Raw genomic sequence first — 21,086 nt, 5'->3', positions numbered from 1 at the left:
ATTTAGTTAATTACAAATGCAATTCAATGAATAAATACCTATTGAGCATAAAGCTCATATTAATACTTTGCCTATCGTTACAGGCACAAACGTCAGACATACAAATAAAAGTCCTAACAGAAGCTGATAACGAGCCTTTGCTGGGTGCTACAGTTTACTTTGAAGCATTAGAAAAAGGAGCAGTAACCGATTTTGATGGTATTGCAACTTTTACAGAAATTCCAGATGGTCAGCATCAAATAATAATTTCTTTTTTAGGCTTTGAAACATTTGAGACAACAATTCAAATTCCAAGTAATACAGCGTTAGTCTTTAAATTAAAAGAAGGTGGCAATCAATTAGATGCTGTAGTACTGCAATCTTCAAGAAGTACGAGAACCGTTAGAAAAATACCGACACGTATAGAGTTTATAGGTGCAGAGGAATTAGGAGAAAAAGCTATAATGAATCCTACTAATATTTCTATGGTGCTTCGAGAAAGTACAGGAATACAGATGCAACAAACATCTTTAAGTAGTGGGAGTACCAATATTCGTATTCAAGGATTGGATGGTAGGTATACACAGCTTTTAAGAGATGGATTTCCATTATATGGTGGTTTTTCAAGTGGGTTAAGTATTTTACAAATCCCACCTTTAGATTTACAACAATTTGAGATTATTAAAGGAAGTTCATCAACACTTTATGGTGGAGGTGCTATTGCAGGATTGGTGAATATGGTGTCTAAAACACCAGACTTTGAACCTGCATTAGATATAATGCTCACACAAACACAAGCGTTAGGAAGTACAGCCAATGTATTTTATAGTAAACGAAATGAAAAATTCGGTGTTTCGCTTTACGGTTCTGGTCATTACCAAAAAGCATACGACCCAGAAGATGATGGTTTTAGTAACCTACCAAAAACAACATCAATTTCATTTAACCCAAAACTGTTCTTTTATCCATCAGATAAAACAACACTTTGGTTTGGGTTAAACGGTACGTATGACGATAGAATTGGTGGAGATATTACAAAAATTGAAAGTGGTGAAGAAGGTATTCATCAATATACAGAAGAGAACAATTCAAAACGATTAAGCAGTCAATTAGTATATCAAACAATATTAGATTCCGTTAGTTCATTAGAATTTAAAAATAGTGTCTCTTTTTTCGATAGGAATTTAACCGTTCCTGACTTTAATTTTGACGGTAAGCAAACAAACACGTTTACTGAAATTGCATATAACACAGCATCAGAAAAAACGGATTGGATAGTTGGAGCTAATCTTTATACCTCAAATTTTGATGAAAATGATAGCGCACCATTACAAAGAGACCAAAAAGATGTGACCTTTGGAGCATTTGCAAATAATATCTATGACCTATCAGAAAATTGGATATTAGAAACAGGATTAAGAGCAGATTATAATACTGATTACGGTTTTTTTCCTCTTCCAAGAATTTCATTACTCTATAAAAATAATAGTGGATTTTCAAGTAGAATTGGTGGTGGTTTAGGGTATAAGATTCCTGATATTTTTACAGAAGAAGCAGAGTATATCAATTTTGAAAATGTGCTCGCCATAGACAAATCTACAGTAGATGCAGAACGTTCTTTTGGTGTTAATTTCGATATAAACTATCAAACACGATTATCTGATGAGATTGGATTTTCTATAAACCAATTATTCTATGTGACTGCTATAAATGATGGACTGCTTTTAAATTCTACAGATAACGGATTATTTCAGTTTGAAAATGCAACAGATGAAATTTTAAGTAAAGGAGCAGAAACCAATATTAAATTTACTTACAAAGACTTTAGATGGTTTTTAAACTATGCGCTTATTGATACTAAACTAAATTATTTATCTGGCAATCCACAGAAACCATTAACCGCAAAACATAACGCAGGAAGTGTATTAATGTACGAATCTGAAAAATGGCGAATTGGTTATGAAACCTTTTATACTGGCAAACAGTTTTTATCAAATGGAACAGAAACTACTGACTTTGTGACTATGGGTTTATTGGTTATGCGTAATTTTAAATTAGGAAGTGTATTTGTCAATTTTGAGAATTTTACAGATAGAAGACAAAGCAGGTTTTCACCTTTGGTTTTACCGCCACACGACAATCCTGTTTTTCCAGAGATTTATGCACCTACAGATGGTTTTATATTTAGTGTAGGACTGATAATTAAACCATTTGGTAACGAAGACAACGATTAAATATGGAAACAATAGAACAAGTATTAGAGTCAAAAAATATTCGTGTTACAGCAATGCGTATATTAATTTATAAGTTTCTTGCAGAAAAAGAAATAGCAGTAACATTGAGTGACATTGAAAGTGCTTTTGAAAAAGCAGATAGAACTACCTTGTACAGAACTATTAAAACTTTTGAAGAAAAGGATATTGTGCATCAAATAGATGATGGCACAGGGCTTACAAAATATGCGTTATGCGAAAAGGGATGTAATTGTGATATAAAAACCGATTTACACTTACATTTCCATTGTAACAATTGTAATGAAACCATTTGCCTAACAGAACATAAAATACCGCAAATTAAAGTACCTGATGGTTTTGTATCAGAGAATGTAAATTTGGTGGTAAAAGGTATTTGCGATAAGTGTAGTGGCTAATAATTGCACTTCCATTGCACTTACTATTAAAGTACATTTATCCAAAATTAGAGGATATGAAGTTTAATACTAAAATACCTAAACATCTGAAACAGGCGTATAACGAAGAATTAAAACTATACAGTTTCTGTTTAGAAAATAAGCATTTTGGTGATGCTTGGTATCATTTAGAACGTAGTCATATAATAGGACAATCTTATCCTATAGAACATACCTATTCACATTGGCTTATGCTAAAGTTTGGATTTAGACAAAAAGATACGAAAGAAGTAATAGGTCAAATAATTAGGTTGCTTGTGGGTGGGTGGAAATCATTTATAAATCACGTTCCACTTGGTAATACAGGTGGAGCAAACGTGCCACCATTAAAACGAATGCCTATTCCCAATGACATTGAAAAATTATTAGATATTAAATGAAAAAAAAGAAAGTCAATTTAAGAGATTTAAAACCAAATTCAGAAGAACAACATTCTCACGATGATGGTCACGACCACGGTAATGGAAGTGCATTCAAAACATACATTCCTGCTATTATAAGTTTTGTTATGTTAATGGTAGGTATCGCTGTAGATTATTTTGATGCCATTCCTCAATTTGAAGGATGGATTCGAGTAGTTTGGTACACTTTAGCATATATTCCTGTTGGATTTCCAGTAATTAAAGAAGGATGGAAAAGTCTTATAAAAGGCGATGTTTTTACCGAGTTCTTTTTAATGTCTATTGCTACAATTGGTGCATTTATAATTGGTGAATATCCAGAAGGTGTTGCAGTAATGCTATTTTATGCAGTAGGAGAATTATTTCAAAACGCAGCAGTCAACAGAGCAAAAGGAAATATTAAAGCCTTGTTAGATGTTAGGCCAAAAGAAGCCAATGTATTTCGTGATGGTGATTATGTTAGTGTGTCGCCAGAAGCTGTAAATATTGGAGAGAAAATTCAAATTCGAGTAGGTGAAAAAATTCCATTGGATGGTATTTTATTATCCGAAAAAGCATCGTTAAACACCGCAGCATTAACAGGCGAGAGCAAACCAGATTCCATTCAGAAGGAAGCCAAGGTTTATGCAGGTAGTATTAATTTAGAAAGCGTTATTGAAGTTGAGGTAACCAATAAGTTTGAAGACAGTTCTATTGCGAGAATATTAGACTTGGTTCAAAATGCTACAGCACGTAAATCTAAAACAGAATTATTTATTAGACAGTTTGCTCGTATCTACACACCAATTGTGGTGTTCTTGGCTATAGGCGTGACATTCATTCCTTACTTTTTTGTAGATGATTATGTCTTTAGAGATTGGTTATATAGAGCATTAATTTTCTTGGTAATATCTTGTCCTTGTGCGTTAGTGATTTCAATTCCATTAGGTTATTTCGGTGGTTTGGGAGCAGCTTCAAAAAATGGAATATTGTTCAAAGGTGCTTCATTTTTAGATGCAATGACCAAGATAAATACATTGGTGATGGATAAAACAGGAACAGTTACCAAAGGTGTTTTCAAAATCAAAGAAGTAAAAGCAATTGATTGGAAAGAAACCGAATTTATGCAATATTTAATGGCGATGGAAGAACAATCCACGCATCCAATTGCTAAAGCAATTTTAGAGTATAAATCAGAAGGAGAAGATTTTGAAGCTCAAGACGTTTCTGAAATTGCTGGTAAAGGTTTAAAAGGCATTGTAAATGGTAAAACAGTTTTAGTAGGTAATAAAGCCTTAATGACTACTAATAATATTGATGTTCCATCTGAAACGGAATCTATTGTAGAATCGATAGTATTAGTTGCAATCGATAATCAATTTGCAGGTTATGTAGTCATAGCAGATGAATTAAAGGAAGATGCAAAAGAAACTATTACAGCATTACACAAAGTAGGTATTAAAAATATTATGATGCTTTCCGGTGATAAAGATTCCATTACGCAACAAGTCGCTAAAGAGTTGAACATCGAAGATGCAAAAGGTGGTTTGCTTCCAGAAGATAAATTAAACGAAGTTGAAATTTTAAAGAAAAATCCTGAAAACAAAATAGCCTTTATAGGTGATGGTATTAACGATGCACCAGTTTTAGCAGCGAGTAACGTTGGTATTGCAATGGGTGGTTTAGGTAGTGATGTAGCTATTGAAACAGCAGACGTTATCATTCAAACCGACCAGCCTTCAAAAGTTGTTAGAGCCATTAAAATAAGTCGTTCCACACGAAAAATTGTTTGGCAGAATATCATTTTAGCGTTTGGTGTTAAAGTCATTGTCTTGATTTTAGGAGCAGGTGGTTTAGCCACAATGTGGGAAGCAGTTTTTGCAGATGTAGGTGTAGCATTGTTAGCAATATTGAATGCAGTTAGATTACAACGAATGAGTTGGGGTTAAGCAGATTAGTCAATTAAACTTCTGTTAAACAAAATTAACATATATTAAATTTTTATACCTTTGCAAATAGATATGAAGCAATTTTTCCATAAAATAATGTCTTTAGTAATGGTTTTTGTAGTGTTATTTTCTACAATGTCATTTACTGTGAATATGCATTATTGCGGAGATACTTTAGTAGAAACTGCTATTTTTCATAAGGCCAAAGGGTGCGGAATGGAAATGGAAAAGCCTTCAACCGAAGGATGTTCTATTACCAAGAAAAATTGTTGTGATGATGAACAATTAGCAATTGAAGGTCAAGACCAATTACAATTGCAAGTTGACAAAATCACATTTGAACAACAAGTATTTATAGCTTCATTTGTTTACACTTACATTAACCTTTTTGAAGGTTTAGAAAATAACGTTTCTACTTACGAAGAATATAAACCGCCACTCGTCATAAGGCAACTCTACAAGATTGACGAAACATACTTAATTTGATTTTTAAACAATAGACTGTTTTATCCTATGGCTTTATGTCGTAAGGATAATTTGCTGTATTCGGTATTTTCTTACACCAATGTCTAACTGTTTAATAATCAAAGCCAATGCTCAATAAAAGCATCAAATTTTTAATAGAAAATAAACTCGTTGCAGTTCTGCTACTCGTCCTTTTTGTAGGATGGGGAACGGTTAATGCACCTTTCAATTGGGATACTGGTTTCTTACCAAGTAATCCAGTTGCTGTAGATGCCATACCAGATATAGGCGAAAACCAACAAATCGTTTTTACAAAATGGGATGGTCGCTCACCACAAGATATTGAAGACCAAATTACCTATCCACTTACAACATCTTTACTCGGTATTCCTGGAGTAAAAACCATTCGTAGTTCTTCTATGTTTGGCTTTTCAAGTATCTATATCATTTTTGAAGAAGACATAGAATTTTACTGGAGTAGAAGTCGTATTCTCGAAAAACTTAATTCCTTACCAAGTGGTTTATTACCCGAAGGTGTTAATCCTGCTTTGGGTCCAGATGCTACAGGATTAGGACAAATATTTTGGTACACTTTAGAAGGTCGTGACGAAAACGGAAATGTAACTGGTGGTTGGGATTTACAGGAATTACGAAGTATTCAAGATTACTATGTAAAGTATGCGTTGTCCTCTGCAAGTGGTGTATCTGAAGTTGCATCTATTGGTGGTTATGTACAGGAATATCAAGTCGATGTGAATCCAGAATTGATGCGTCAATACGACATTGGTTTAAACCAAGTTGTTAAAGCAGTTAAGGAAAGTAATAAAGATATTGGTGCACAGACTTTGGAAATTAACCAAGCCGAATATTTAGTTCGTGGTTTGGGTTATGTGAAATCCATTTCAGACATCGAAAATGCAGTAGTCACTTCAGAAGATTATACTTCAATTAGGATAAAGGATATTGGTAAAGTTTCATTAGGTCCTGCAACAAGACGTGGTTTATTAGATAAAGAAGGTGCAGAGGTTGTTGGTGCTGTTGTGGTGGCTCGTTATGGCGCAAATCCAATGGAAGTCATTAATAACGTAAAGGAAAAAATTAACGAGTTAAGCGCAGGATTACCTTCGAAAGTATTAGCGGATGGTAGAACCTCACAAGTAACCATAGTGCCTTTTTATGACAGAACAGAATTGATACAAGAAACATTAGGCACACTTAACCAAGCCTTAACTCTTGAAATATTGATTACCATTTTAGTAATAATTATTATGGTGTTTAATCTACGAGCTTCCGTATTAATTTCTGGACTATTACCTGTTGCAGTTTTAATGGTATTTATTGCAATGAAACTCTTTGGTGTAGATGCCAACATTGTCGCTTTATCAGGTATTGCTATTGCTATCGGTACAATGGTCGATGTTGGTGTCATACTATCAGAAAATATCATTCGGCATTTAGATGAAGATGATGGAACGCAATCCATTAATACGGTAGTTTATAACGCAACAGCAGAAGTTTCTGGTGCAATCGTAACCGCAGTAATGACTACGATTATCAGTTTCATTCCTGTATTTACAATGATTGGAGCGGAAGGAAAACTATTTAGACCATTAGCCTTCACAAAGACTTTTGCACTAACAGCATCCATTATTGTAGCTTTGTTTTTAATTCCACCGTTTGCTGCATTTTTATTCAGAAAGAAAAACATTAAAAACACTTTTAAATATGTTTTAAATGGTGTTTTAATGGCGTTAGGAATCGCTGCCATAATTTATGGGTATTGGTTAGGATTAATTTTGATAACGTTTGGAATTACAGCACTTCTCAATCTTCAAAGTAAGATAACAGACAAGCAAGCTAACCTTATTAATATTATCATTTCTGTATCAGCTATTGTGTTCTTGTTAGCCGAATATTGGAGGCCATTAGGCGTTGATAAAAGCATTTTCTGGAATCTCATTTTTGTTAGTGTTATTTGCTTTGGTTTATTGGGTGTTTTCTCATTATTCATCAAATATTACACACGCATTTTAAAGTGGTGTTTAGATAATAAGTTGCTCTTTTTGTCTGTTCCAACTGCTATTGTCATTGCAGGATTTTTCATTATGAAAAACACAGGTAAAGAGTTTATGCCATCATTAAATGAAGGTTCTTTTCTACTAATGCCAACCTCGATGCCTCATTCTGGTGTGGAAGAAAACAAACGTGTTTTACAGCAATTGGATATGGCTGTCGCCAGTATTCCAGAGATAAAAACTGTGGTTGGTAAAGCAGGTCGTACAGAATCGGCTTTAGACCCAGCACCTTTATCAATGTATGAAAACATCATTCAGTACAAACCAGAATATATGCTGAATGAAAACGGACAGCGTCAACGTTATAAAATCAATGATGATGGTGAATATGTATTAAAAAATGGAATGTCATTGCGAGCGGAACAACGTGAAGCGTGGCAATCTCTTAATGCAAAAGTACAACTCATTCCCGACGATGATGGCGAGTTCTATCGTAATTGGCGACCAGAAATACAATCACCAGACGATATTTGGAATGAAATTGTAAAAGTCACCAAACTACCAGGTGTCACTTCTGCACCAAAACTACAACCTATTGAAACCCGATTAGTGATGCTTCAAACAGGAATGCGAGCACCAATGGGAATTAAAGTAAAAGGTCAAGACCTAAAACAAATTGAAGCGTTTGGTATGCAATTAGAAAACATTATCAAGGAAGCTAAAGGGGTTAAAAAGGAAGCTGTTTTTGCAGACCGAATTGTTGGTAAGCCTTATCTGCTCATTGATATTGACAGAGAGAAAATTGCACGTTATGGCATTTCGATACAAGATGTTCAAGATGTATTAAAAGTAGCAGTTGGTGGTATGGTATTAACCCAAACGGTTGAAGGTCGAGAACGCTATGGTGTTCGAGTACGATACCCAAGAGAATTACGAGCAAACCCAACAGACTTACAACAGATTTATGTGCCAGTAGAAAAAGGAAGTCCTGTGCCATTAAGCGAATTGGCAACTATTCGTTACGAACAAGGTCCACAAGTCATTAAAAGTGAAGATACTTTTTTAGTAGGCTATGTCTTGTTTGATAAAATGGATGGTTTTGCAGAAGTCAATGTCGTAGAAAATGCACAAGCACTAATCCAAGAAAAGATAGATTCTGGTGAATTGATAGTTCCAAAAGGAATCAACTATGCATTCACAGGAACTTACGAAAATCAATTACGAGCAGAAAAAACTTTGTCGGTTGTTGTGCCTTTAGCATTGGCCATCATTTTCTTAATTCTGTATTTCCAATTCCGTTCTGTAGGGACATCACTAATGGTATTCACAGGTATTGCAGTGGCGTTTGCAGGTGGTTTTATAATGATATGGCTCTATGGTCAAGGTTGGTTTTTAAATTTTAATTTCTTTGGGGAAAATATGCGAGACTTATTCCAGATGCATCCTATTAATTTAAGTGTAGCAGTTTGGGTTGGGTTTATTGCACTATTTGGTATTGCAACCGATGATGGTGTAGTAATGGCAACTTATTTAACCCAAACATTCGATAGAAACACACCAGATAATAAAAAGGAAATTAGAGCATCAGTTGTTGAAGCAGGAGAAAAACGAATCAGACCCTGTTTAATGACTACAGCTACAACCATTTTAGCATTATTACCAGTATTAACCTCTACAGGTCGAGGAAGTGATATAATGATACCTATGGCAATACCAAGTTTTGGTGGAATGCTTATAGCCTTAATAACCTTATTTGTAGTTCCAGTATTATATAGCTGGAAAGCCGAATTTCAACTTAAAAGAACTGTAAAATGAAACAGATAAAATCATACATAAAATCAGTCTTTATTCTTTGTTCGTTATTCTTTGTTCTCATTGGAAATGCACAGCAATTAGAAACGTTAATCAATGAAGCAGTAGCTAACAACCCAGAGATTCAAAAGTTTGAGTTACAATACAAAAGAGCTTCTGAAAAAGTAAACGAAGTCAATACTATTCCTAATACCGAATTTGGTGTCGGTTACTTTGTAAGTGAACCGGAAACCAGAACAGGTGCACAACGCTTTAAAGTATCTGCTAAACAAATGTTACCGTGGTTCGGAACCATTACATCGAGAGAAAACTATGTAAGTTCATTGGCAGATGCTAAATACGAGGACATTGTTATCGCAAAGCGAAAACTAATGGCTTCGGTATCACAATCCTATTATAATCTATACGCCAACAAAGCAAAGCAAGAGGTTTTAACTGAAAACATCAAACTATTAGAAACTTATGAGACGTTGGCATTAACTTCTGTTGAGGTTGGTAAAGCATCCGCAGTAGATGTGTTGCGATTGCAAATGCGTCAAAACGAAATGCAAAAATTACAAGAGGTATTGCAACAACAATTTTTAGCAGAACAAACTAACTTCAATAATCTATTGAATAGAGATAATGATGTTACCGTGAATGTGGTAGATAGTTTAATTATACCTTCTGAAGACTTTGATATTACTTCTGGAAATTTAGCATTACATCCTGAATTACTAAAATATGATAAGCTCTATCAATCCATAGAGCAATCAGAATTATTGAATCAAAAAGAAAGCAGTCCAATGATTGGTTTTGGATTAGATTATATCAATGTTGCTGAAAGACCAAATATGGATTTCAGCGATAACGGAAAGGATATTGTAATGCCAATGGTTTCGTTATCTATCCCAATTTTCAATAAGAAATATAAATCCCAAACCAAACAAAATGATTTGCAACAGCAGGAAATTACTGCTCAAAAACAGGAACGTTTAAATGCATTGGAAACGCTTTTAGACAAGGCGATTAACGAACGCATTTCTGCAAGAATAAGTTATGCTACCCAAGTCAAAAACCTAAAACAGGCTAAAGATGCAGAAGACATTCTAATAAAAAGTTACGAAACAGGAACCATTGATTTTAATGATGTTTTGGATATTCAAGAGTTGCAGCTAAAGTTTCAAATGAACCAAATAGAATCTGTGAAGACCTACTATGTGCAAAGTACAATCATTAATTATTTAATTCAGTAAAACAATGACACACACATATCACATACACGGAATGACCTGCAACGGTTGTCGCAGTCACGTTGAGGAAACGCTCTCTAAAGTAGGAGGTGTTTCAAAAGCAACAGTCGATTTAGATAAGGCAGAAGCTAACATAGAAATGGAATCACATATTCCCATAGAAACATTTCAAGAAGCCTTAAAAAAGGATGGTGGTACATATAGCATTCATAAACAAGGTGAACACCATCAGCATTCAGAAGCTAAAAAGGAAAAGCAACCTAAAGGTACAGGCACATTTTATTGTCCTATGCATTGCGAAGGCGATAAAATCTATAACAAACCAGGTGATTGTCCTGTTTGCGGAATGGATTTGGTGGAAGAACAAAATCTATCAGCAACTTCAAAGGAACAATGGACGTGTCCGATGCATCCAGAAATTGTAAAAGAAGAAGCAGGTTCGTGTCCTATTTGTGGGATGGATTTAGTGCCAATGGAAGCAGATAGTTCAGCAGAAGAAAAAACGTATAAAAAGCTATTAAAGAAATTTTGGATTGCCACAGCATTTACCTTGCCCATTTTCTTAATGGCTATGAGCGAAATGCTCAATAACAATCCGTTGTACGATATAATGGAACAGAAATATTGGAACTGGATTCAGTTTGCATTATCAATTCCAGTAGTGTTTTATGCCACTTGGATGTTCTTTGAACGTGCCTATAAAAGCATTAAGACTTGGAATCTCAATATGTTTACACTTATTGGGATTGGTGCAGGTGTGGCGTGGTCGTTTAGTGTTTTTGGTATGTTCTTTCCAGACGTATTTCCAAGTCAATTTAAAACAGAATCAGGTGCAGTTCACGTCTATTTTGAAGCAGCAACTGTGATTTTAACGTTAGTGCTTTTAGGTCAATTGTTAGAAGCTCGTGCACATAGTAAAACCAATTCGGCAGTAAAAGAACTGTTGAAATTAGCACCTAATAAAGCCATAAAAATAGTAGATGGTGAAGAAGTTGAAGTCAGTATTGACGAGATAGAACTTAATGATATTCTAAAAGTGAAACCAGGAGATAAAATTCCTGTGGATGGTGTGATAACTGAAGGCGAAACAACTATTGATGAATCTATGATTACAGGCGAACCTATTCCTGTAAACAAATCTCAAGAAGATAAAGTAAGTAGCGGAACCATTAATGGGAATCAATCCTTTTTAATGAAAGCAGAAAAGGTAGGAAGTGACACTTTATTATCACAAATCATTCATATGGTTAATGATGCCAGTAGAAGTCGTGCACCTATTCAAAATTTAGCAGATAAAGTTTCAGGCTATTTTGTGCCAGTTGTAGTTCTTATTTCTATTATCACATTTATTGTATGGTCTATTTGGGGACCAGAACCAGTTTATGTGTATGCGTTTGTCAATGCAATTGCAGTACTAATCATTGCTTGTCCTTGTGCTTTAGGTTTAGCAACACCAATGTCTGTAATGGTTGGTGTGGGTAAAGGTGCTCAAAATGGTGTATTGATTAAAAATGCTGAAGCTCTTGAAAAAATGGATAAGGTAAATACGCTTATCGTTGACAAGACAGGAACAATTACCGAAGGAAAACCAACAGTTGAAACCGTTGGAGCTTTTAATGATGCTTTAAGCGAAAAAGAAGTGTTACAATACATCGTGTCATTAAATACAAATAGCGAACATCCTTTGGCAGAAGCGACAGTTAAATATGGCAAAGAACACAACGCAGAAATTTTAAAGTCAGAAGATTTTAGTGCTGTTACCGGAAAAGGTGTTGAAGCCAAAATAGATGGAAAAAAAGTAGCATTAGGAAATCCTAAAATGATGGAATATGCTAAAGCGGATATTACTTCTAAAATGAAAGACGAAGCTAAATCTTACCAAGAACAGGGTAAAACAGTTTCTTATTTGTCAATAGATGAAACCGTAGTTGGATATGTAGTTATAGGCGATAAAATAAAAGAAACAAGTGCTAAAGCCATTAAAGCACTTCAAGATAAAGGGATTGATGTTATAATGCTTACAGGTGATAATCACGATACAGCACAAGCAGTAGCATCAGAACTAAATCTTGCAGATTTTAAAGCCAGTATGTTACCAGAGGACAAACTCAAAGAAGTAGAAAAATTACAAGAAAACGGAAAAGTAGTTGCTATGGCAGGTGATGGTATTAACGATGCACCAGCATTGGCTAAAAGTGATGTCGGTATTGCTATGGGAACTGGAACAGACGTAGCGATAGAAAGTGCTATGATAACTTTAGTAAAAGGCGATTTACACGGTATTGTAAAAGCAAAAAATTTGAGTAATGCTGTAATGAAGAACATTAAGCAAAACCTATTTTTTGCACTTATCTACAACACTTTAGGTGTACCTATTGCAGCAGGTGTGTTGTTTCCATTCTTCGGAATACTACTCTCGCCAATGATAGCAGCTTTAGCAATGAGTTTTAGCTCGGTTTCGGTAATAGGTAACGCATTACGATTAAGAACAAAAAACATTTAATTATATGCAGAAAACAGTTTTCAAAATATCAAAAATGGATTGTCCTTCTGAAGAAAATCTAATTAAGATGAAGCTATCTGATATAGATGGTATCAAACAACTTGATTTTAATTTAGAAGAAAGAATCTTAACACTATATCATAATTCAAATGTAAATGAAATTGGTAATGCCTTAAATGAATTAAAATTAAATGAAAGTTTAATCAGTTCAGAAGATACAGACACAATTATTACTGAATCTACAAGGAGTCAATCCAAACTGTTGTGGACAGTTCTAATCATCAATTTTGCATTTTTTATTATCGAAATGAGTACAGGACTTATTTCAAAATCAATGGGATTAGTTGCTGATAGTTTAGATATGTTGGCAGATTCATTTGTTTACGGATTGAGTTTAATAGCGGTTGGTGGTACAGTTTTAAAAAAGAAACGGATTGCAAAATATGCAGGCTATTTTCAGATAACACTTGCAATTATCGGAATCGTTGAGGTAATACGTAGATTTTTAGGCTATGAAGCTTTACCTGTATTTTCAACAATGATTATAGTTTCAGTATTTGCTTTGATTGCAAATGGCATTTGCTTGTACCTCTTACAAAAATCTAAAAGTCAAGAAGCACATATGCGTGCCAGTATGATTTTTACCTCTAACGATATTATAATAAATCTTGGCGTAATTACAGCAGGCGTTTTAGTCAATTGGCTGCATTCTGGTATTCCAGATTTAATTATAGGAATCATTGTATTTGGATTGGTGATACAAGGTGCATTCAGGATATTAAAATTAAGTAAGTAAAAAGTTTAACTATAAAATCAAAAAATATGGAAAATTCAAAAGAACACTCAAACAAAGGAAATTACAAAACCTTCTTTATAATGTTGGCTTGCTCATTTGTAGCAATGTACATAACGATGTATTTAAACACCTATTCCATAGACCACGTATGGTTTAGTCTAACACGATTCTATATGACGTGTTTAGGGATTTCAACAATGGCAGTAATAATGTGGTTTTTTATGCGAAAAATGTATAATGATAAAAAGAAGAATATCGCAATACTCGCAAGTAGTTTCATTCTGTTTGTTGGTGCATTAGGGTTGGTAAGAACACAAGCACCCATTATTGGTGATGTCCTTTGGATGAAAGCAATGATACCACATCATTCTATCGCTATTTTAACAAGTGAGAGAGCAGATATTCAAGACCCAGAAGTTAAAAAATTAGCAGAAGACATTATAAAAGCACAACGTAAAGAAATAGAAGAAATGAAAGCAATGATAAAACGATTAGAGAATGAAAAATAATAAAATAGTCATATATATTGGCATACTCGTAGTAGGTGTGTTATTGGGTTGGTTGCTTTTTGGTGGCTCGACAAATGAAGAAACAGACCATAATCACGATGCGGTTGCAGCAACCAATCAAATGTGGACGTGTTCTATGCATCCACAAATTATGCAACCAGAACCAGGCGATTGTCCTATTTGTGGTATGGATTTAATTCCTGCGGAAAGCGGAAGTGATGGCTTAATGGCAGACCAATTTAAACTAACAGAAAATGCGATGGCATTAGCCAATATTCAAACAACTGTTGTAGGCAAGGGAAATGTTGAAGGCAACACCATAAAGTTATCTGGTAAAATTGCTGAAAACGAAGAAGCCAATGCAGTACAGGTAAGTTATTTCGCTGGAAGAATTGAACGTTTGAATGTGAGTTTTACAGGCGAAGAAGTTCGTAAAGGTCAATTATTGGCAACCATTTATTCGCCAGAACTCTATGCTGCACAACAAGAATTAATCACAGCAGCTTCTTTAAAAGAATCTCAACCTGCTTTATACAAAGCAGTCCGTAATAAATTGAAATTATGGAAACTCTCTGAAAATCAAATCAACCAGATTGAAGAAACAGGAAAAGTAAAAGAAAACTTTCCTGTTTATGCAACCGTTTCGGGTACTGTTACAGAAAAATTGGTAGAGCAAGGCGATTACATCAAACAAGGACAACCCTTATTAAAAATTGCCAATCTCAACACAGTTTGGGGAAACTTTGATGTGTATGAAAATCAGATTGACCGCTTTAAAAAAGGACAGGAAGTGATGATAACAACCAATGCTTATCCTAATAAAGAGTTTAAAGGTAAAGTTGATTTCATTGACCCAGTTTTAAACACGAAAACAAGAACTGTAACCTTACGTGTTGTTTTAAGCAATAAGGACGATGTATTTAAACCAGGAATGTTTGTAACCGCAAATATTGAAGGCAGTACAGCTAAAAATGATGAAGTATTATCAATTCCTGCATCTTCTGTATTATGGACAGGTGAACGTTCTGTGGTGTACCTTAAAACAAATCCAGACCAACCTATTTTTGAAATGCGTGAAATTAAATTAGGCAATCAAATTGGTAATGAATATGAAGTTGTAGAAGGTTTATTTGTTGGAAATGAAATAGTGACTAACGGAACATTTACGGTTGATGCAGCAGCACAATTACAAGGCAAAAAGTCTATGATGAATAAAGATGGTGGTAAAGTAATGACTGGACACGAAGGTCATTTAGGTATGGATAACAATGCATCTAACAAAGAAAGTGACCACACTAATATGAATGAGCGTTTGGAAGTATCAGAGAAATTTCAAGAGCAGTTAAATAGTGTTTACAATGCGTATATCAATTTAAAAGATGCTTTAGTAAAAGAAGATTCAATAAGTACTTCAGCAAACGCAACAACTTTATTAAATAAATTGAACAAAGTAGATATGAAATTGTTGTCAGATAATAAGGCGCATAACCATTGGATGTCATTAGAAGGCGAAATAAAATCTTCTGCAACTTCAATTTCTGAAACGTCCGATATAAAATCACAAAGAGACCATTTTAAACATTTATCATCACATCTAATCAATGCTGTACAACTATTTGGTATCAATGAAAAGGTCTATGTAGAATTTTGTCCAATGGCAGATAACAATAATGGTGCTTATTGGTTAAGCAAAGAAGAAAAAGTAATCAATCCATATTTTGGCGAAGCAATGCTAACCTGTGGTGAAGTAAAACAAGTAATAGAATAATAAATCAAGTAATAACAATTAAATTTTAAACAATGAATTTTTCAAAGAAAAATCACGAACACAAAAACAAAAATGTAATCGACGTGAGTAAAAAAGTAATTTTAAGTGTAGCTGTAATAGCAGCATTAGGTTTAACAAGTTGTAAAAACGAAACCAAAAAAGAAACAGAAACAACAACAACTGAAATGTCTAAAGATATGGCAATGACAAATCTGTCCTTTGGTGTAAGAGGTAATTGTGGTATGTGTAAGAGCACTATCGAGAAGGTGGCTAACGGAGTTGATGGTGTGGCAAGTGCCAATTGGGATGTCGATAAAAAGAAAATTGATGTGACTTTTGATGATTCAAAAACAGACGTCATGGCAATTCATAAAGCAATTGCAGCTTCCGGGTACGATACCGAAAAAGTTGAAGGTGATGAAGAAGCGTACAAAAATTTACCAGGTTGTTGTAAATACGACCACGATATGATGATGAATCAATCTGGTGAAGAAAAAAGTGATGACCATTCAAATCACGACCATTAGGATTTTTGTTGTCCCTAATGTTGTCCCTGTAAAATTAAAAAACCCTGTAAAACAAGTGTTTACAGGGCTTTAAGGTGGTGCCTCCAGGAATCGAACCAGGGACACAAGGATTTTCAGTCCTTTGCTCTACCAACTGAGCTAAGGCACCAGTTGCATAAAAATGCGAGTGCAAATATAGACCCATTTTTATTATTCGCAAAATGAAACGACAAAAAAATGTGTATAATGTCTTATGATCGAATTAAATCATTGATTTCTATCCAAATAATGTTATAATTTGGTTAATTACAATCAAAAATTGGCAATTCATTTCGTAGTTTTAACCCTTTAAAATAGTTATGAATTTAATTGTTGATGTTGGGAATACCCAAGTCAAGTTAGCCATTTATAATAACAAGCAACTTAAGAAAAAGTTGGTAGGCGCGCTTGATAACTTTGAAACCATGATAGCGCGTCTATTTCAAGAGTATGAGAATATTACACGAGCTATTGTATCTTCCGTAGGGAATCTGAAAGCATCTCAAATCAAGTTTTTGGAGAAAAAGGTAAAACTCTTAGTCCTGTCACATGAACTAGATTTGCCCTTTACGAATTTGTATACAACACCTGAAACCTTGGGTGTTGATAGGATCGCTCTTGTTAGTGCTTCCGTTCAACAGTTTCCGCATAAAAATGTTCTCATTATCGATGCTGGAACCTGTATTACCTATGATTTTATTACGGCATCAAACGACTATTTGGGTGGTGCTATTTCGCCAGGTATTCGGTTGCGATATAAGTCACTAAATCAATTAACCGCGAATTTACCCTTACTTGAAACAAGGGAACCAGAGACCCTTATTGGTGATTCTACCCAAAACGCCATTCACTCTGGAGTGGTTTTTGGTGTTTTGAATGAAATTGATGGTATTATTAATGCATATGCCGAAAAATATTCAGATTTAACAGTTATTTTAACAGGAGGAGATGCCAAATTCTTGTCAAACCAATTAAAAAATAGCATATTTGCCAACTCAAATTTTCTTTTGGAAGGTTTGAACTTTATTTTAGAATATAATTCACAATAATGATAAAAAAACTTGTTATAGTTTTAGTGGCTTTTTTCTCCATACAATCGTATGCACAAGAAGGTACAGCTTCGCCTTATTCTTTTTACGGAATAGGAAGTCTTAAATTTAAAGGGACGGTTGAAAATCGGAGCATGGGAGGATTGAGTGTTTATACAGACAGTATTCATGTGAACTTGCGAAATCCAGCAGCTTATGTCGCACCCAATCTTAAAATTTGGGATGAGGAAACCCGACCAGTGAAATTTTCTTTTGGAGCCAGTCATAACAGTTTAAATCTTAAGACCGAATCGGGAGAAGCTAAAGCAAATTCGACCACGTTTGATTATCTAGCACTGTCTGTTCCAGTTGGTAGGTTTGGACTCGGTTTCGGTTTAGTGCCTTACACGTCGGTTGGTTATAAATTAGAAGATTCAGAAGATGACGTCATTCAGAACAGGTATAAGGGTGAAGGTGGTGTTAACCGTGTGTTTCTCGGTCTTGGCTATAGTATTACTGATAAGCTAAGTGCTGGAATTGATGTCAATTATAACTTCGGAAATATCCAAAACAGTGTGGTAAAGTTCGTTTATGACGATGACGGCAATCTTGTCCAATACCAATCAAGGGAAAGTAATCGTTCGGATTTAAGCGGACTCAATGTGAATTTGGGACTGACTTATAAATCAATGATTAATGAAAAGCTTGAGCTTCAAGCTGGACTGACCTATTCACCGAAAAGTGATTTGAACTCGTTGAATGAACGGTCTTTTGCTACTATCGTGATTAGTGCGAATACAGGGGAAGAATTTGTTTTAAACGAAATTGAAGCCGATTTAGAATCTCAAGGACTGGATGAAACAAATCTTACATTACCTTCGAGGTTGTCATTTGGTGCCGGAATTGGTGAGCCTAGAAAGTGGTTCCTAGGAGCAGAATTTACAACACAAAACACCAGCAAATTTTCAAACCCAATTGTTTCAATAGAAAATGCTAATTTTGTAAATGCTTCCAATATCGCTATTGGTGGATTTTACATTCCTGATTATATCTCTTTTTCAAGTTACTGGAAAAGAGTGACATATAGAGCTGGTCTTCATTTTGAGCATACAGGATTAGAGATTAATAATGAGGCCATAAGAGAGTTTGGCATGTCTTTTGGAGTAGGATTACCAATCGGACAAGTTTTCTCAAATGCTAACATTGGTCTTGAGCTCGGAAGAAGAGGAACAACAAACCAAAACCTGATACAAGAAAACTTTTTCAATTTGAACATCAGTCTGTCATTAAACGATAGATGGTTCCAAAAACTAAAATATAACTAACGTAAAAAAAGAAGAAGATGAAAACGAGAGTCACATTAATCATTGCAGCTTTGTTAATGGCTACCAACTTTGGTTTTGCACAACAAGACGAAGAGTGCATGCTTAACTTAACATTGATGAATGATTATGTTAAGAGTAAGAAATATGATGAAGCTTATGAGCCATGGATGAAAGTAAGAAACAAATGTCCTAAGTTCAATAGAGCTATCTATCAATACGGAGCTAAAATTTTAGACCATAAAATTGAGAATGCTACTGGCGCTGAGAAAGTGGCTTTTATTGAAGACTACTTTGTGCTTCTAGAAAAGGCTAGAGAATACTACCCAAGTAAATACGAATTAGGTGAAATTCTCGAAGATATTGGTGTCATGAAATATGATAACCAGAAAGAATTAGGTCTTTCGGATATGCAAATTTATGAGGCGTTCGATAAGGCATATAAAGAAGATTTGCCAAACTTTACAAGTACCAAAGGTCTATATGTGTATTTCACTAAAACAGTGGATTTATACAAAGCAGGTAAATTTGAATTGCAGAAAGTCTTTGATAAATATGATGACGTTAATGAGCAACTTGAAAGTTTAAACGCTAAATATGCAACCGACTTAAACAAGTTGATTGAAAAAGAAGAAGCTGGACAAAGTTTGACCAAAACAGAAAAGAAATACAAGCCTTACTACCAGGCCAAATTAGAGGCAAACGATAAAATTTCTGGTAGTTTGGATTCTTACTTGGGTCAGTTGGCCAATTGTGAAAACTTAATACCACTTTACAAAAAAGATTTTCCGACGTATAAAAATGATGCAGAATGGTTGAAAAGAGCCGTGAGCAGAATGTATGCCAAAGAATGTACTGATGATCCATTATATATAGATCTAGTAAAAGCTTATGATGCTACAGCACCATCTGCCGATACAAAATACTTTGTGGCTACCATTTTATATAAGCAAGGTAAAAACTCAGAAGGCGATAGCTATATCAAGCAAGCTTATGAGTTAGAAACGGATACATTCAAAAAAGCAAGGTTGGCTAAAAGAATTGCTGCAGGATTTAAAAAGCGAGGAAGTTATAGTTCTGCAAGAAACTATTATAGAGAAGCACTCAAGTTAAATCCATCAGATGGAACACCTCACTTGTCAATTGCAGCTATGTATGCAAGTAGTGCTAACAGTTGTGGCGATACAGCATTTAATAAAAGAGCCGTTTTCTGGTATGCAGCACAAGAGGCTTTAAAAGCCGGTCAAGCAGATCCAAGTTTAAAGGGTGCAGCAAAACAAGCAGCAGACTCTTATAATGCGAACGCTCCTACAAAGTCAGAAATATTTACATGTAGTTGTGAAGGAACTACCATCAACATTGGATGTTGGATTGGAGGTAGCGTGAAGGTGCCAAGCCTATAAGATGATCGCGAAAAATAGACATACAAATAAATTCATAGTCACGGCCATTGCTGTGACTATGTTTTTTTCATGTAAAAATAATTTTAAGGAAGTCCAGAAAATTGGTGTGCTGCAAAACCAGCCTATCGGTGAAGCAAAAAATATTAATTTAAAATATACCGAAGCAGAGGATTCTCTCGGACGCGTTATTGCAAATTTGGAAAGCCCTAAAATGCTAGACTATTCCAACCGAGAATTTGCCTTTTCTGAATTCCCTGATGGTGTGCGTTTGTCACTTTATGATGAGAACAACCAAAAAAATATAGTATTGGCAGATTATGCCATTGTTTATAACGCAACAGAGCTCATTGACCTTCAAGGAAATGTGATTTTAATTACGCCTCAAAAAGATAGCCTGTTTGCAGAACAAATGTATTACGATCAAAAACAAGAATGGCTATTTAGTAATCATCCCGTCGAGTTAAAGTCTGTCGCATCCCGAAGTGGCCATGGAAATATTTTTGATGCCGATACTAAGTTTAACAATTACACCATATTAGAAGGTCGTGGTGAAACCATCTTAAAAGATTAAGCTTCCTAAAGATTGTTTATAAAACATCTTTATCTTTGTATCCAATAAATTATAACAATCAATGAAACTACTCAAGTTTTTTCAATATGTTTATCTGTTCTTTGCCATACTCTTTATTTG

General features: G+C 34.7%; 16 protein-coding genes and 1 tRNA gene. 16 read left to right on the top strand and 1 reads right to left on the bottom strand.

All coding sequences use genetic code 11. The annotated features are described in order from the left end of the window. Nucleotides 1-26: 26 nt before the first annotated feature. The 12 genes from ACU8DI_RS01510 to ACU8DI_RS01455 all read left to right on the top strand — a co-directional run bounded on the left by ACU8DI_RS01510 (nt 27) and on the right by ACU8DI_RS01455 (nt 16,624). Nucleotides 27-2,213: a TonB-dependent receptor gene (locus tag ACU8DI_RS01510; RefSeq protein WP_447110963.1), complete on the top strand. Its 2,187-nt coding sequence runs from the start codon at nt 27-29 to the stop codon at nt 2,211-2,213. Between the two features lie 2 nt (nt 2,214-2,215). After that, nucleotides 2,216-2,629 carry a Fur family transcriptional regulator gene (locus ACU8DI_RS01505; RefSeq protein ID WP_447110962.1) on the top strand — a complete coding sequence of 138 codons (414 nt, stop codon included), beginning with the start codon at nt 2,216-2,218 and terminating at the stop codon, nt 2,627-2,629. 56 nt (nt 2,630-2,685) lie between these two features. Then, entirely contained in the window at nt 2,686-3,048 is a 363-nt protein-coding gene (locus ACU8DI_RS01500; RefSeq protein ID WP_447110961.1) for a DUF3703 domain-containing protein, read from the top strand. Further along, entirely contained in the window at nt 3,045-4,997 is a 1,953-nt protein-coding gene (locus ACU8DI_RS01495; RefSeq protein ID WP_447110960.1) for a heavy metal translocating P-type ATPase, read from the top strand. The genes ACU8DI_RS01500 and ACU8DI_RS01495 overlap by 4 nt, the downstream gene beginning before the upstream one ends. Nucleotides 4,998-5,069: 72 nt before the next feature. Beyond that, nucleotides 5,070-5,483 (top strand): HYC_CC_PP family protein, encoded by a 414-nt coding sequence (locus tag ACU8DI_RS01490; RefSeq protein WP_447110959.1) that lies wholly within the window; start codon nt 5,070-5,072, stop codon nt 5,481-5,483. Between the two features lie 107 nt (nt 5,484-5,590). Further along, entirely contained in the window at nt 5,591-9,292 is a 3,702-nt protein-coding gene (locus ACU8DI_RS01485) for an efflux RND transporter permease subunit (protein WP_447110958.1), read from the top strand. Continuing rightward, nucleotides 9,289-10,524: a TolC family protein gene (locus tag ACU8DI_RS01480; RefSeq protein WP_447110957.1), complete on the top strand. Its 1,236-nt coding sequence runs from the start codon at nt 9,289-9,291 to the stop codon at nt 10,522-10,524. Before ACU8DI_RS01485 ends, ACU8DI_RS01480 begins: the two co-directional genes overlap by 4 nt. 4 nt (nt 10,525-10,528) lie before the next feature. Beyond that, nucleotides 10,529-13,024 (top strand): heavy metal translocating P-type ATPase, encoded by a 2,496-nt coding sequence (locus ACU8DI_RS01475; RefSeq protein ID WP_447110956.1) that lies wholly within the window; start codon nt 10,529-10,531, stop codon nt 13,022-13,024. 4 nt (nt 13,025-13,028) lie between these two features. Next, a complete protein-coding gene (locus ACU8DI_RS01470) occupies nt 13,029-13,820 on the top strand; it encodes a cation transporter (RefSeq protein ID WP_027879802.1) in 792 nt (263 codons plus the stop codon). Between the two features lie 26 nt (nt 13,821-13,846). After that, nucleotides 13,847-14,329: a DUF305 domain-containing protein gene (locus ACU8DI_RS01465; protein ID WP_036122983.1), complete on the top strand. Its 483-nt coding sequence runs from the start codon at nt 13,847-13,849 to the stop codon at nt 14,327-14,329. Continuing rightward, nucleotides 14,319-16,097: an efflux RND transporter periplasmic adaptor subunit gene (locus ACU8DI_RS01460; RefSeq protein ID WP_103051066.1), complete on the top strand. Its 1,779-nt coding sequence runs from the start codon at nt 14,319-14,321 to the stop codon at nt 16,095-16,097. The genes ACU8DI_RS01465 and ACU8DI_RS01460 overlap by 11 nt, the downstream gene beginning before the upstream one ends. A gap of 32 nt (nt 16,098-16,129) precedes the next feature. Then, nucleotides 16,130-16,624, top strand: a complete 495-nt coding sequence (locus ACU8DI_RS01455) for a heavy-metal-associated domain-containing protein (protein WP_447110955.1) — start codon at nt 16,130-16,132, stop codon at nt 16,622-16,624. Between the two features lie 75 nt (nt 16,625-16,699). On the opposite strand, the gene ACU8DI_RS01450 is transcribed toward ACU8DI_RS01455, so the two are convergent. Further along, nucleotides 16,700-16,772: transfer RNA gene (locus ACU8DI_RS01450), tRNA-Phe, on the bottom strand. A 190-nt stretch (nt 16,773-16,962) separates the two neighbouring features. On the opposite strand from ACU8DI_RS01450, the gene ACU8DI_RS01445 reads away from it, so the two are divergent. Genes ACU8DI_RS01445 through lptC form a run of 4 tightly spaced genes read left to right on the top strand, consistent with a single transcriptional unit; the run spans nt 16,963 to nt 20,966 of the window. Continuing rightward, the gene (locus ACU8DI_RS01445; RefSeq protein ID WP_447110954.1) at nt 16,963-17,691 is read left to right on the top strand and encodes a type III pantothenate kinase; all 729 of its coding nucleotides are present in this window, start codon (nt 16,963-16,965) and stop codon (nt 17,689-17,691) included. After that, complete coding sequence (locus ACU8DI_RS01440; protein WP_447110953.1) at nt 17,691-18,995, top strand: hypothetical protein; 1,305 nt, start codon at nt 17,691-17,693, stop codon at nt 18,993-18,995. The genes ACU8DI_RS01445 and ACU8DI_RS01440 overlap by 1 nt, the downstream gene beginning before the upstream one ends. Before the next feature lie 17 nt (nt 18,996-19,012). Then, the gene (locus tag ACU8DI_RS01435) at nt 19,013-20,395 is read left to right on the top strand and encodes a tetratricopeptide repeat protein (RefSeq protein WP_447110952.1); all 1,383 of its coding nucleotides are present in this window, start codon (nt 19,013-19,015) and stop codon (nt 20,393-20,395) included. Between the two features lies 1 nt (nt 20,396). After that, nucleotides 20,397-20,966: an LPS export ABC transporter periplasmic protein LptC gene (lptC, locus tag ACU8DI_RS01430; RefSeq protein WP_447110951.1), complete on the top strand. Its 570-nt coding sequence runs from the start codon at nt 20,397-20,399 to the stop codon at nt 20,964-20,966. Nucleotides 20,967-21,086 lie beyond the last annotated feature (120 nt).

This window comes from Psychroserpens sp. BH13MA-6, assembly GCF_052983595.1.
The sequence above is the reverse complement of the archived record's forward strand: the minus strand, read 5'-3'. Positions and strand labels throughout refer to the sequence as shown.

What these genes read in the sequence shown, in the direction of transcription:
- ACU8DI_RS01505 (WP_447110962.1), top strand. Translation starts at nt 2,216, where the DNA reads ATGGAAACAATAGAACAAGTATTAGAGTCAAAAAATATTCGTGTTACA.
- ACU8DI_RS01435 (WP_447110952.1), top strand. Translation starts at nt 19,013, where the DNA reads ATGAAAACGAGAGTCACATTAATCATTGCAGCTTTGTTAATGGCTACC.
- ACU8DI_RS01500 (WP_447110961.1), top strand. Translation starts at nt 2,686, where the DNA reads ATGAAGTTTAATACTAAAATACCTAAACATCTGAAACAGGCGTATAAC.
- ACU8DI_RS01510 (WP_447110963.1), top strand. Translation starts at nt 27, where the DNA reads ATGAATAAATACCTATTGAGCATAAAGCTCATATTAATACTTTGCCTA.
- ACU8DI_RS01455 (WP_447110955.1), top strand. Translation starts at nt 16,130, where the DNA reads ATGAATTTTTCAAAGAAAAATCACGAACACAAAAACAAAAATGTAATC.
- ACU8DI_RS01465 (WP_036122983.1), top strand. Translation starts at nt 13,847, where the DNA reads ATGGAAAATTCAAAAGAACACTCAAACAAAGGAAATTACAAAACCTTC.
- ACU8DI_RS01470 (WP_027879802.1), top strand. Translation starts at nt 13,029, where the DNA reads ATGCAGAAAACAGTTTTCAAAATATCAAAAATGGATTGTCCTTCTGAA.
- ACU8DI_RS01445 (WP_447110954.1), top strand. Translation starts at nt 16,963, where the DNA reads ATGAATTTAATTGTTGATGTTGGGAATACCCAAGTCAAGTTAGCCATT.
- ACU8DI_RS01490 (WP_447110959.1), top strand. Translation starts at nt 5,070, where the DNA reads ATGAAGCAATTTTTCCATAAAATAATGTCTTTAGTAATGGTTTTTGTA.
- ACU8DI_RS01440 (WP_447110953.1), top strand. Translation starts at nt 17,691, where the DNA reads ATGATAAAAAAACTTGTTATAGTTTTAGTGGCTTTTTTCTCCATACAA.
- ACU8DI_RS01460 (WP_103051066.1), top strand. Translation starts at nt 14,319, where the DNA reads ATGAAAAATAATAAAATAGTCATATATATTGGCATACTCGTAGTAGGT.
- ACU8DI_RS01475 (WP_447110956.1), top strand. Translation starts at nt 10,529, where the DNA reads ATGACACACACATATCACATACACGGAATGACCTGCAACGGTTGTCGC.
- ACU8DI_RS01480 (WP_447110957.1), top strand. Translation starts at nt 9,289, where the DNA reads ATGAAACAGATAAAATCATACATAAAATCAGTCTTTATTCTTTGTTCG.
- ACU8DI_RS01485 (WP_447110958.1), top strand. Translation starts at nt 5,591, where the DNA reads ATGCTCAATAAAAGCATCAAATTTTTAATAGAAAATAAACTCGTTGCA.
- lptC (WP_447110951.1), top strand. Translation starts at nt 20,397, where the DNA reads ATGATCGCGAAAAATAGACATACAAATAAATTCATAGTCACGGCCATT.
- ACU8DI_RS01495 (WP_447110960.1), top strand. Translation starts at nt 3,045, where the DNA reads ATGAAAAAAAAGAAAGTCAATTTAAGAGATTTAAAACCAAATTCAGAA.